Here is a 10,819-nt window from a genome sequence, read left to right as displayed (position 1 = left end):
CGGTTTTTTTATTTGCCGAACTCGGCGGCCAGCTCCTGTGCGCGGACCTGGGCCTTGCGCATGGCCTCGATGAAATGCTCGGGCAGCTTTTGCTCCTGCATATGCGTGATGGCCGCATAGGTGGTGCCGCCCTTGCTGGTCACGCGCTGGCGCAGCACTTCGGCGCTCTCGCTGGAGCGTGCCGCCAGTTCCGAGCCGCCCGCAAACGTGGCCACGGCCAGCTTGTAGCTTTGCTCGGCGCTGAGGCCCATGTCGACGCCCGCCTGGGTCATGGCTTCGAGGAACAGGAATACATAGGCCGGTCCGGAGCCGGAGATCGCCGTCACGGCATCCAGATGTGCTTCTTTGTCCACCCAGCTGAGTTCGCCGGTGCTGCCGATCACGGTCTCGATCAGGGCCTTGCCCTGGGCATCGACCTCGGGGCGGGCGAACAGGCCCGTCATGCCCTTGCCCACCAGGGCCGGGGTATTGGGCATGGCGCGCACGATGCGGCGGGTGCCGGTCCAGGCCGCAATGCTGTCGGTGGTGATGCCGGCAGCCACGCTCAGGTGCAGGGCGTTGCGGGTGTGGGCGGCAACGGGAGCGGCCGCTTCCTTGAAGCTCTGGGGCTTGACGGCCCAGACCACTAGCTGGGCGCTTTGCAGGGCCTCGGTGGCGGCGGGCAGGGCGTCGATGCCGAAGCTGGTCTTGATCGCAGCACGTGTGGCTTCAAAAGGCTCGACCACGGTGATGCTGCTGGCCGGAACGCCCTGGCGGATCAGGCCGCCGATGATGGCGCTGGCCATGTTGCCGCCGCCGATAAAGGCGATGGGAGGGAAAACGGAGGTCGAGTGGTCGGTCTGGCTCATGATGGTTCGATTCGCTCTGCGATGCAGCAAGTGGGCAAGCCTGTATTCGGATTCCAGGCGCACAACGGCACTATAAACCTGCTGCGCAGCGGCCGCGCTCCTCGCTCAGGGCGATGAACTGGGTGACTTCGGCGGGGTTGAAGTTGTTGTCGCTGACCAGCAGCAGCACGCGCCGACCATCGGGCAGCGGCGGCCCCCAGCTCATGCCCTCCAGGTTGTCTACGGAGCGCAGGCCGGCATCGGCCAGGTCCAGCAGCAATTCCTTGTCTGCAGGGCGGTAGCTGCCCGGCACGAGCCGGGTTTGGCCCAGCGTATCGCTGCTTGCGTCGGCACGGGTGCTGATGCGGTAGATGCGGGCGCCGAAGCGCAGCGGTGGCGCAAAGGAGCGCTCCAGCACCAGCAGATGTTCAGGGCCGTCGGCCAGCACGGCGCTGATGCCGTTGATGGCACCGCGTTGCAGCCACAGGCCGGCAGGCAGTGCATCGGGCTGGTAGGCCAGCTGGCGTACGGGCTGCCGCGTGCCCATGTCATAGGTGGTGATGCGAACTGGGCCGCCCAGGTGGTCAGCAGCGGGCAGGGGGCCGTCTTGTCTGAGCGCTGCCTCCATGGCCAGCCAGAGCGTTGCACCATCTTCGCTCAGCGCCATGCCTTCGAGCGTGAAGTTGCTGCGCGGCCCCTGGGACTTGCTGGCCGGCAGGCGCAGCTCGGGCGGCAGCGGCCATTCGCGCTGCCAGCGTCCGTCCGTGCCTGATTGCAGCAATTGCGGGCCGAATCCGCGTGCGAAGTCGCCCTCGCTGCTCCACAGCAGGGACTGTCCTCCTGGCAGCACGCGCAGGGCTTCCGCATCGGGCGTCGCGATGCCGGGCACGGACTGGCGGTGGCTGGGGTAGGGGGCCTGGGCGGAGCTGAGCATCGGCCGCGCATCGTGCACTCTGACCTGATGCAGGCCGCTGGCGTCGTATTCGATGCGCGCCGTGTAAAAGCGCGCCGGCCCGTGGGCGGAGCGGTCGTCGCTGACCAGGTAGTACAGATGGCTGCCCGCGTCATAGTCGATCGACGACAGACCGCCCACCGGCGTGTCGGCAAACAGCTTGTCATGCTGCCAGCGGATTTCCCCGAGCAGGGACCAGGGTCGGGCCTGGGATGTGCTGCAGATGCGGTGGGGTGCGACCGGTTTCGTCGTGCAGGCAGCAAGGCCGGCGCAGATCAGCGAGAGGCCCCAAAGGCAGAGCTGTCGTGGATTGTTCACATTTGTGCCTTGTACTTTTCGCCGATCGTTTTCTAAGATGCCAGCGGCTCTGTGCCGCGTGGGGCGGCACGGACAACGCCATCGGAAATAGGGAGCAATCATGGCATCCAATGTCAAAAAATGGTCGGCGGAGTTTCTGGGGACTTTCTGGTTGACGTTTGGCGGTTGCGGCAGCGCGGTGCTGGCAGCGGCATTTCCCGAAGTGGGCATCGGCCTGCTGGGCGTGTCCTTTGCCTTCGGCCTGACGGTGCTGACGGGCGCTTACGCCTTCGGTCCCGTCTCCGGCGGCCACTTCAACCCTGCGGTCTCCGTCGGTCTGGCAGTGGCGGGGCGTTTTCGCTTTGCCGAGCTGCCCGGCTACATCATTGCCCAGGTGCTGGGTGCCATTGTGGCGGCCGCCGCGCTGTACTTCATTGCCAGTGGCAAGGTCGGCGCCCAGGTGGCCGATCTGGCCACCAACGGCTATGGCGAGCACTCGCCAGGCAAGTTCAATATGGCGGCTGCGCTGGTGACCGAAGTGGTGCTGACCGCCGTGTTTCTGCTGGTGATCCTGGGCTCCACCACCAAGAAGGCCGCGGTGGGCTTTGCGGGCATGAGCATCGGCCTGTGCCTGACGCTGATCCATCTGATCTCCATCCCCGTGACCAATACCTCGGTCAACCCCGCTCGCAGCACCGGCCCGGCGCTGTTCGGGCCGGCCATCGCCCTGGAGCAACTGTGGCTGTTTTGGCTGGCTCCCATCGTGGGCGCCATCATCGGTGCCGTGATCCACAAGGCGCTGCTGGGTGATGAAGACTGAGCGTTGAGCGCGGCCGCTGCACAAGCAAAAAGGGATGCCTTGGCATCCCTTTTTTGATGGTTCTTTGAGGGCTTGAGCGCTTGCCTGGCCAGCGCCCAGCGCAGCGGCTTTACTGCGCCGTGGTCTGGCGCACGGCTTGCTCCCAGCGCTGCATCAGCTCGTCGGCGCGGTCCTTGCCAAGGGTGGGCAGGAAGCGGCGCTCGGCCTTCCACAATGCCGACAGCTCCTCGGTGCTCTGATAGACGCCGCTGGACAGGCCCGCCAGATAGGCAGCGCCCAGGGCCGTGGTCTCCACGCAGGCCGGGCGCACCACGGGAATGCCCAGCAGGTCGGCCTGGAACTGCATCAGCAGATTGTTCACGCAGGCGCCGCCATCCACACGCAGCTCGCTGACCGGCGTGCCGCCCGTGGCCACGGCGTCGCGGCTCATGGCGCCGAGCAGGGCCGCACTCTGGTAGGCAATGGATTCCAGGGCCGCGCGGGCGATATGGGCCATTGTCGTGCCGCGCGTCAGGCCGGTGATGGTGCCGCGCGCATCGGGCTTCCAGTAGGGGGCGCCCAGGCCGGTGAAGGCCGGCACCAGCATCACGCCGCCGCTGTCGGGCACGCTTTCGGCCAGTTGCTGCACCTGGCCGCTGTGCTCGATGGCCTGCAGGCCGTCGCGCAGCCACTGCACCACGGCACCGCCGACGAAGACGCTGCCTTCCAGCGCAAACTGAGGCTGACGGCTCGCCTGGGCGGCCGAGGTGGTCAGCAGACCGTTGCTCGAGGTCTGGAAGCTGCTGCCCGTATGCATGAGCATGAAGCAACCCGTGCCATAGGTGTTCTTGGCCATGCCGGCGTCGAAGCAGGCCTGGCCGAACAGTGCGCTTTGCTGGTCGCCGGCCACGCCACCGATATTGATGGAGCCGCCCAGCACTTCGTTGGCCGTCTGGCCGAAATCGGCAGCCGAGGGCAGGACTTCTGGCATCAGACACGCAGGAATGTCCAGCAGGGCCAGCAGATCGGTATCCCACTGGTTGCTGTGCACATTGAAGAGCATGGTGCGGCTGGCGTTGCTCACATCGGTGACATGGCGCTTGCCGCCCGTCAACTGCCAGATCAGCCAGCAATCCACCGTGCCGAAGGCCAGCTCGCCGGCCTGCGCTGCGGCGCGTGCGCCGGGCACGTTGTCCAGCAGCCATTTGAGCTTGGTGCCCGAAAAATAGGCATCGATGCGCAGGCCGGTTTTGCGCAGAATGGCGTCGCTGTGACCGGCTTCGCGCAGCTGCACGCAGGTGGGTTCGGCGCGGCGGTCCTGCCAGACGATGCCATGGTGAATGGGGGCGCCGGTCTTGCGGTTCCAGACGATGGTGGTTTCGCGCTGGTTGGTAATGCCCACCGAGCGGATATCGCCAGCCTTGAGGCCCGCCTTGGCCAGCGCCTCTTTGGCGGTGCTCAGCTGGGTGCGCCAGATCTCGCGCGGGTCATGCTCTACCCAGCCCGGCTGCGGATAGATCTGCGGCAGCTCCAGCTGAGCCGATGCCACGATGCGGCCTTGCGTGTCGAAGACGATGGAGCGGGAGCTGGAGGTGCCCTGGTCCAGGGCGAGCAGATAGGTTGTCATGGAATGTCCGTGATTCAGAGGGGGAGCACAAAGCGCGCCATTTCGGCCTGCTCGCTCCAGCCCTGGCGGGAGTAGAAGCCGCGCACATAGGAAGGGCGCTCGCGGTTGTTGACCAGCCAGATGCGTATGCAGCGGCGCTCGCGCGCAGCCTGTGTGGCGGCATCCAGCAGCTGCTGGCCCAGGCCGGCGCCGCGTGCTGCTTCGGCGACAAACAGCTCGCTCACATAGGCCTCCCAGCCTTGCTGCACGGCGACCGGCAGCCAGTGCACGGCGCAGTAGCCGTGAATGCGTTGCTGAGCGTCTTGCGCCACCAGCATCAAAGAGCGCTCCGGCCCGGCCTGTAGCTCGTCCAGCAGCGCCCTCACGGCCTGGGTGTTCTGGGACGCCGAATGACTTTCGTAGGCCTGGAACCAGCCGATGTCATGCAGCAGTCCGGCAATGCCTGCTGCATCTTCGGGCAGCGCGGGACGGATCAGATAGGGGGCAGCATTCATTGGGCGATGGTGCATTGCACCTCGGCATCGCGCAACAGGGCATCGAAGGGGGCGGAGGGCGCAACGTCGGTGAACAGGCGGTCGATCTGGTTCAGTCGGGCCAGCTCCACCATGGCCTGACGGCTGAACTTGCTGTGATCGGCCGCCAGCCAGACTTCGCGCGACTGGCCGATGATGGTCTGGGCCACCTTGACCTCGCGCAGGTCGAAATCGCGCAGGCTGCCGTCGGATTCGATGGCCGAGATGCCGATCACGGCAATGTCGACTTTGAACTGGCGCATGAAGTCCACGGCGGCCTCGCCCACGATGCCACGGTCGCGTGTGCGCACCACGCCGCCCGCGACGATGACCTCGCAATCGGCATTGCTGCTGAGGATGGCGGCGACATTGAGATTGTTGGTGATGACGCGCAGCCCCTTGTGCTGCAGCAGAGCCTGGGCCACCGCTTCGGTGGTGGTGCCGATGTTGAGAATCAGCGAGCAGCCGTTGGGAATGGCCTCGGCGATGGCGCGCGCAATGCGCATCTTGCCTTCGGCGTGCAGCACCTGGCGCTGGGTATGGGCCAGGTTCTCCACGGTGGCGCTGGGCACGCGCACGCCGCCATGAAAGCGCACCAGCAAGCCGGCATCGGCCAGCTTCTGGATGTCGCGGCGCACGGTCTGCAGCGTGACCCCGAGGATTTCGGCCAGTTGCTCTACCGAGGTGGATTGGCGGGCGCGGACTTCTTCGACAAGCTGCAACTGGCGGGGATTGCTGTTCATGACTGGTGACTGGTTATATAGGTGCTATTGGCGCATGGACGGGCCTGCAGGCGAAGAGCTCTACAGACGAGAGCGCCAGCCGCAGCGGGCAGTGCAGGGATTGTGAGCGAATCCAAACGAACCTCTAATAGGGTGATTTTCTATGGAATTGCCCGGTAAAAAACAAAAATGAATCCGCGCCGAGTCTGAAGTCTGACAGCAAGCTGCGGTTATATGTCATCGTGGTGAGTTGTTGCAGCAGTAACAATTGGCACGGCAAGAAGAATGCAGTTCATGCATCGAGAGTGTGCAAGCGCACCGATTGCTGATGTTGCGGCCTGGCTGGAGCGGCGCCGGATCGGTGGTTTTGTCTTGAATCGCGCAAAAACGAATCGATATTTGGGATTTGCAATGCACTAAAAGCGAAAAAGAGCGAAAATATTCGATCTGAAATTTGTTCTTTGCTGTGCGCGTCTCATCGCTGGATGATGGCGGCGCGGCGATCACCGCAGAAGTCGTTCCATGAACCAGTCCACTCAACCCTTGGCTACAACACGTGCTCAGCTGCTGGAGCGCCTGGCGCAGACAGAAAGCTTCGATCTGGCCATCGTGGGCGGTGGTGCCACGGGGCTTGGCGTGGCGGTGGATGCGGCGGCACGCGGCTTCAAGGTTTTGCTGCTGGAATCGCTGGACTTCGCCAAGGGAACCTCCTCGCGTGCCACCAAGCTGGTGCACGGCGGCGTGCGCTATCTGGCGCAGGGCAATATCTCCCTGGTGCGCGAAGCGCTGCATGAGCGCACGACCCTGTTGCACAACGCACCGCATCTGGCCCAGCCGCTGGCCTTTGTGATGCCCTCGTACAAGCTGCTGGATACGCCGTTCTACGGCATCGGCCTCAAGATGTACGACGCGCTGGCCGGCAAGGCCGGTCTGGGCTCGACCGAATTCCTCTCCAGCGCCAAGACCGTGAAATATCTGCCCACGGTGCAGCAAAAAGGTCTCAAGGGCGGGGTCAAGTACTGGGATGGCCAGTTTGATGATGCGCGCCTGGCGCTGGCGCTGGCGCGTACCGCAGCGGCCAAGGGCGCTTTGCTGATCAATTACTGCCCGGCAGAAAAGCTGATCTATGAAAACGACCAGATTGCCGGACTGATCTGCCGCGATGCGGAATCGGGTCGCAACTTCACCGTGCGTGCCAAGTGCGTGGTCAATGCCACGGGGCCCTGGGTGGATCTGTTCCGCCAGCAGGATGCCGAGGCCCAGGGCAAGCCCGTCAAGCCCATGGTTGCGCCCAGCCAGGGCGTGCACGTGGTGGTGGACCGCGAGTTTCTGCCCACGGATCATGCGCTGCTGATCCCCAAGACGGCCGATGGCCGCGTGCTGTTTGCCGTGCCGTGGCTGGGCAAGGTCATTCTGGGAACCACCGACACGCCGCGTCACGATCTGGCGCGCGAACCCCTTCCTTTCCCCGAGGAGCTGGACTTCATTCTCGGCGAGGCCGGCAAGTATCTGAATCGCCAGCCCACGCTGGCCGATGTGCGCAGCATGTGGGTGGGCCTGCGCCCGCTGGTCAAGCCGCAGGACGACGATGGCGAGAACACCAAGAAGATCAGCCGCGAGCACACGGTGATGGCCAGCAAGACGGGTCTGGTGACCGTCACTGGCGGCAAATGGACGACGTACCGGGCCATGTCCGAGGATGTGCTGGCCGAATGCTTCCAGATCGGCCGTCTGCCCAGCCGCCCTGCCGGGGTGACCGTGAACCTGCCCCTGGTCGGTGCGCCGGCCGAAGCCGCAGTCACGCACAGCATGAACCAGAGCCAGGGGCTGCACTCCTACGGCACGGATGCCGCCGCCGTGGCGGCCTTGCCGGGCGCGCAGAACTGGCTGATGGACGGTCTTTCCGAGGCCATGGTGCGCTTTGCCGCCCGCTTTGAGTACGCGCGTACCGTCGAGGACATGCTGGCGCGCCGCAGCCGTCTGCTCTTTCTTGATGCCCGCAAGGCGGCCGAGATCGCGCCCCGCGTTGCAGCCATCCTGACCGAGGAGCTGGGGCAGGATGTGTATCTCAACGACTTCCTGGCGCTGACCCGCCAATATCTGCCCGCTCAGGGCTGATCTGCGCGGCCGCGCTGCAGGGAGTGGCGTGCGGGCAACAGGCTGCGATCCGCAGGCCTTGTGAAAATGTGAGCTATCAGCGCTTTCTATCTCTTGATTTCAGATGATTTATTGTTTGAAATCAATGGTGTAAGCGCGCTGCGTGCTATTGTTTTGGTTGCAAGTGCGATAGACCTGTTTGCCAGGCTTTCCGTCAGTGAAATCAGTGCGGGTATTGCAGGCTAAACGCTTGACGCACAAAGGATTTCCTGCGACAATCTCCTGCTTCACGTTTAAAAGCGTGGAACTTTCTGCCCAGCGGGAAGCCTTCCGGAATGGTCCGGAAGGTGGACGACGGGCCCAAGACTGACCGGCTGCTTGATCAGCCCTTGAGAAGACTCTGGGGCTGTCGAGCGTTGCTGGAGCAAGTTGGGAATATTGAAATGATCCAAACAGAATCTCGGTTAGAGGTTGCCGACAACACCGGCGCGAAGTCTGTTCAGTGCATTAAGGTGCTGGGCGGTTCTCATCGTCGCTACGCAAGTGTTGGCGACATCATCAAGGTGAGCGTCAAGGAAGCAGCTCCTCGTGGTCGCGTCAAAAAAGGCGAGATCTACAGTGCTGTGGTTGTGCGCACCGCCAAGGGCATCCGTCGTGCAGACGGTTCGCTCGTGAAGTTCGACGGCAATGCCGCCGTGCTGCTGAACGCCAAGCTGGAGCCTATCGGCACCCGCATCTTTGGCCCCGTGACTCGTGAACTGCGTACCGAAAAGTTCATGAAGATCGTGTCGCTGGCCCCTGAAGTTCTCTAAAGGAATAGCACCATGAACAAGATTCGCAAGGGCGACGAAGTTATCGTGCTGACCGGCCGTGACAAGGGCAAGCGTGGCGTGGTTTCTCTGCGCAAGGATGACTCCCACGTGATCGTGGACGGTATCAACCTGGTCAAGAAGCACACCAAGCCTAACCCCATGAAGGGCACCACCGGCGGTATCGTGGAAAAGGCCATGCCTATCCACCAATCCAACGTGGCTATCTTCAATGCAGCGACCGGCAAGGCCGATCGCGTGGGCATCAAGGTGAACGCCGACGGCACACGTGTTCGCGTGTTCAAGTCCAATGGCGCTGAAATCGCCGCCTAAGGAGTAACACATGGCACGACTGCAAAAACTCTATCGCGAAAAGATCGCGGCTGAACTGAAAGAAAAGTTCGGCTACACCTCCGCTATGGAAGTGCCCCGTCTGACCAAGATCACTCTGAACATGGGTGTGAGCGAAGCCGTGGCCGACAAGAAGGTGATGGACAACGCCGTGGCTGACCTGACCAAGATTGCTGGTCAGAAGCCTGTGGTGACCAAGGCCAAGAAGGCTATCGCTGGTTTCAAGATCCGCGAAGGCCAGGCTATCGGCTGCATGGTGACCCTGCGTGGCGTTCAGATGTACGAATTCCTGGACCGTTTCGTGACCGTGGCTCTGCCCCGCGTGCGTGACTTCCGTGGTATTTCGGGTCGTTCGTTCGACGGTCGCGGCAACTACAACGTTGGCGTCAAAGAACAAATCATCTTCCCCGAAATCGAGTACGACAAGGTGGACGCTCTGCGTGGTCTGAACATCAGCATCACGACAACAGCGAAGAACGACGAAGAGTGCAAGGCACTGCTCGCCGCTTTCAAATTCCCCTTCAAGAACTGAGGTGGCGCATGGCTAAAGTAGCAATGATTCAGCGCGAACTGAAGCGCGAAAAGCTGGCAGCCAAGTATGCTGCCAAGTATGCAGAACTGAAGGCAATCGCCGGCGACGTGAAGCGTTCCGACGAAGAGCGCGATGCCGCTCGCCTGGGTCTGCAGAAGCTGCCCCGTAACTCGAACCCCACTCGCCAGCGTAACCGTTGCGAGATCACTGGCCGTCCTCGCGGTACCTTCCGCCAATTCGGTCTGGGTCGTGCCAAGGTGCGTGAATTGGCCTTTGCTGGCGACATCCCCGGTGTCACCAAGGCCAGCTGGTAAGCAAGCAGGAGAGATTAAACATGAGCATGAGTGATCCCATCGCTGACTTGCTGACCCGCATCCGCAATGCACAACTGGTCTCCAAGGCCACTGTGTCGGCTCCTTCCTCCAAGGTCAAGGTTGCCATCGCACAAGTGCTGAAGGAAGAAGGCTATATCGACGGCTTCGAAGTGAAGTCCGAAGGTGGCAAGTCCGAACTCGAAATTACCCTGAAGTACTACGCCGGTCGCCCTGTGATCGAACGTATCGAACGTGTGAGCCGTCCCGGCCTGCGCGTGTACAAGGGTCGTCACGCAATCCCTCAGGTCCAGAACGGCCTGGGTGTGGCCATCGTCACTACTCCCAAGGGCGTGATGACTGATCGCAAAGCACGTGCTGCCGGTATCGGCGGTGAAGTGCTGTGCTATGTGGCCTAACGGACATTAAGGAGAAATACTGAAATGTCTCGCGTAGCAAAAGCTATTGTGACCATCCCCGCAGGTGTGGATGTGTCCATCAACGCTGGAACCATCAAGGTCAAGGGCAAGGGCGGCGATCTGTCGCTGGCTCTGAACGGCCTGGTGACTATCGGCAACAACGACGGCAAGCTGTCCTTTGCTCCCGCCAACGACTCCCGTGAAGCTGACGCTCTGGCCGGTACCATCCGCCAGCTGGTCAACAACATGGTCAAGGGCGTGACTGAAGGCTTCGAGAAGAAGCTGACGCTGATTGGCGTGGGCTACAAGGCCGCTGCACAAGGTTCCAAGCTGAACCTGGCTGTGGGCTTCTCGCACCCCGTCAACTTCGAGATGCCTGCCGGCATCACTGTCGCTACCCCCACTCCGACTGAAATCGTGATCAAGGGTGCTGACCGTCAAGTGGTCGGTCAATTGGCTGCTGAGATCCGTGCCGTTCGTCCTCCCGAGCCTTACAAGGGCAAGGGCATTCGCTATGCGAATGAGAAGGTCGTGATCAAAGAGACCAAGAAGAAGTAAGGAGCT

General features: G+C 62.6%; 14 protein-coding genes. 9 read left to right on the top strand and 5 right to left on the bottom strand.

All coding sequences use genetic code 11. The features are described 5' to 3' along the window. Window positions 1-8: 8 nt before the first annotated feature. A complete protein-coding gene (gene proC, locus CTATCC11996_RS05220) occupies window positions 9-848 on the bottom strand; it encodes a pyrroline-5-carboxylate reductase (protein WP_034348229.1) in 840 nt (279 codons plus the stop codon). A gap of 70 nt (window positions 849-918) precedes the next feature. After that, window positions 919-2,097 carry an esterase-like activity of phytase family protein gene (locus CTATCC11996_RS05215; RefSeq protein ID WP_003073867.1) on the bottom strand — a complete coding sequence of 393 codons (1,179 nt, stop codon included), beginning with the start codon at window positions 2,095-2,097 and terminating at the stop codon, window positions 919-921. 100 nt (window positions 2,098-2,197) lie between these two features. On the opposite strand from CTATCC11996_RS05215, the gene aqpZ reads away from it, so the two are divergent. Further along, window positions 2,198-2,896: an aquaporin Z gene (gene aqpZ / locus CTATCC11996_RS05210; protein WP_003073864.1), complete on the top strand. Its 699-nt coding sequence runs from the start codon at window positions 2,198-2,200 to the stop codon at window positions 2,894-2,896. A 109-nt stretch (window positions 2,897-3,005) separates the two neighbouring features. On the opposite strand, the gene glpK is transcribed toward aqpZ, so the two are convergent. The 3 genes from glpK to CTATCC11996_RS05195 are packed head-to-tail and all read right to left on the bottom strand — an operon-like array spanning window position 3,006 to window position 5,757. Further along, on the bottom strand, window positions 3,006-4,502 hold the full coding sequence (gene glpK / locus CTATCC11996_RS05205) for a glycerol kinase GlpK (protein ID WP_003073861.1): 1,497 nt from the start codon (window positions 4,500-4,502) through the stop codon (window positions 3,006-3,008). Between the two features lie 14 nt (window positions 4,503-4,516). Next, on the bottom strand, window positions 4,517-4,996 hold the full coding sequence (locus CTATCC11996_RS05200) for a GNAT family N-acetyltransferase (protein WP_003073859.1): 480 nt from the start codon (window positions 4,994-4,996) through the stop codon (window positions 4,517-4,519). Further along, the gene (locus CTATCC11996_RS05195) at window positions 4,993-5,757 is read right to left on the bottom strand and encodes a DeoR/GlpR family DNA-binding transcription regulator (protein ID WP_003068405.1); all 765 of its coding nucleotides are present in this window, start codon (window positions 5,755-5,757) and stop codon (window positions 4,993-4,995) included. The genes CTATCC11996_RS05200 and CTATCC11996_RS05195 overlap by 4 nt, the downstream gene beginning before the upstream one ends. A gap of 501 nt (window positions 5,758-6,258) precedes the next feature. On the opposite strand from CTATCC11996_RS05195, the gene CTATCC11996_RS05190 reads away from it, so the two are divergent. The 8 genes from CTATCC11996_RS05190 (at window position 6,259) to rplF (ending at window position 10,813) form a co-directional block, all read left to right on the top strand. Next, window positions 6,259-7,854 (top strand): glycerol-3-phosphate dehydrogenase/oxidase, encoded by a 1,596-nt coding sequence (locus tag CTATCC11996_RS05190; protein WP_003073856.1) that lies wholly within the window; start codon window positions 6,259-6,261, stop codon window positions 7,852-7,854. 93 nt (window positions 7,855-7,947) lie between these two features. Beyond that, window positions 7,948-8,079 carry a hypothetical protein gene (locus tag CTATCC11996_RS26465; RefSeq protein ID WP_274377460.1) on the top strand — a complete coding sequence of 44 codons (132 nt, stop codon included), beginning with the start codon at window positions 7,948-7,950 and terminating at the stop codon, window positions 8,077-8,079. 197 nt (window positions 8,080-8,276) lie between these two features. Further along, on the top strand, window positions 8,277-8,645 hold the full coding sequence (rplN, locus tag CTATCC11996_RS05185; RefSeq protein ID WP_003050500.1) for a 50S ribosomal protein L14: 369 nt from the start codon (window positions 8,277-8,279) through the stop codon (window positions 8,643-8,645). Window positions 8,646-8,657: 12 nt separating this feature from the next. Then, window positions 8,658-8,975 (top strand): 50S ribosomal protein L24, encoded by a 318-nt coding sequence (gene rplX / locus CTATCC11996_RS05180; protein ID WP_003050504.1) that lies wholly within the window; start codon window positions 8,658-8,660, stop codon window positions 8,973-8,975. Between the two features lie 10 nt (window positions 8,976-8,985). Next, entirely contained in the window at window positions 8,986-9,525 is a 540-nt protein-coding gene (rplE, locus tag CTATCC11996_RS05175) for a 50S ribosomal protein L5 (RefSeq protein ID WP_003050507.1), read from the top strand. An 8-nt stretch (window positions 9,526-9,533) separates the two neighbouring features. Continuing rightward, a complete protein-coding gene (rpsN, locus tag CTATCC11996_RS05170; protein WP_003050509.1) occupies window positions 9,534-9,839 on the top strand; it encodes a 30S ribosomal protein S14 in 306 nt (101 codons plus the stop codon). 20 nt (window positions 9,840-9,859) lie between these two features. Beyond that, window positions 9,860-10,255: a 30S ribosomal protein S8 gene (gene rpsH / locus CTATCC11996_RS05165; protein ID WP_003050510.1), complete on the top strand. Its 396-nt coding sequence runs from the start codon at window positions 9,860-9,862 to the stop codon at window positions 10,253-10,255. 24 nt (window positions 10,256-10,279) lie between these two features. Then, complete coding sequence (gene rplF, locus CTATCC11996_RS05160) at window positions 10,280-10,813, top strand: 50S ribosomal protein L6 (RefSeq protein WP_003073853.1); 534 nt, start codon at window positions 10,280-10,282, stop codon at window positions 10,811-10,813. Window positions 10,814-10,819: the final 6 nt, after the last annotated feature.

This window comes from Comamonas testosteroni ATCC 11996, from assembly GCF_000241525.1.
GTDB lineage: Bacteria > Pseudomonadota > Gammaproteobacteria > Burkholderiales > Burkholderiaceae_C > Comamonas > Comamonas testosteroni.
This window is presented reverse-complemented; position numbering and strand designations above follow the sequence as displayed.

Excerpts from the sequence above, each read along its gene's own strand:
- proC (WP_034348229.1), bottom strand. The coding sequence starts at position 848 with ATGAGCCAGACCGACCACTCGACCTCCGTTTTCCCTCCCATCGCCTTT.
- aqpZ (WP_003073864.1), top strand. The coding sequence starts at position 2,198 with ATGGCATCCAATGTCAAAAAATGGTCGGCGGAGTTTCTGGGGACTTTC.
- glpK (WP_003073861.1), bottom strand. The coding sequence starts at position 4,502 with ATGACAACCTATCTGCTCGCCCTGGACCAGGGCACCTCCAGCTCCCGC.
- CTATCC11996_RS05200 (WP_003073859.1), bottom strand. The coding sequence starts at position 4,996 with ATGAATGCTGCCCCCTATCTGATCCGTCCCGCGCTGCCCGAAGATGCA.
- CTATCC11996_RS05195 (WP_003068405.1), bottom strand. The coding sequence starts at position 5,757 with ATGAACAGCAATCCCCGCCAGTTGCAGCTTGTCGAAGAAGTCCGCGCC.
- CTATCC11996_RS05190 (WP_003073856.1), top strand. The coding sequence starts at position 6,259 with ATGAACCAGTCCACTCAACCCTTGGCTACAACACGTGCTCAGCTGCTG.
- rplN (WP_003050500.1), top strand. The coding sequence starts at position 8,277 with ATGATCCAAACAGAATCTCGGTTAGAGGTTGCCGACAACACCGGCGCG.
- rplX (WP_003050504.1), top strand. The coding sequence starts at position 8,658 with ATGAACAAGATTCGCAAGGGCGACGAAGTTATCGTGCTGACCGGCCGT.
- rplE (WP_003050507.1), top strand. The coding sequence starts at position 8,986 with ATGGCACGACTGCAAAAACTCTATCGCGAAAAGATCGCGGCTGAACTG.
- rpsN (WP_003050509.1), top strand. The coding sequence starts at position 9,534 with ATGGCTAAAGTAGCAATGATTCAGCGCGAACTGAAGCGCGAAAAGCTG.
- rpsH (WP_003050510.1), top strand. The coding sequence starts at position 9,860 with ATGAGCATGAGTGATCCCATCGCTGACTTGCTGACCCGCATCCGCAAT.
- rplF (WP_003073853.1), top strand. The coding sequence starts at position 10,280 with ATGTCTCGCGTAGCAAAAGCTATTGTGACCATCCCCGCAGGTGTGGAT.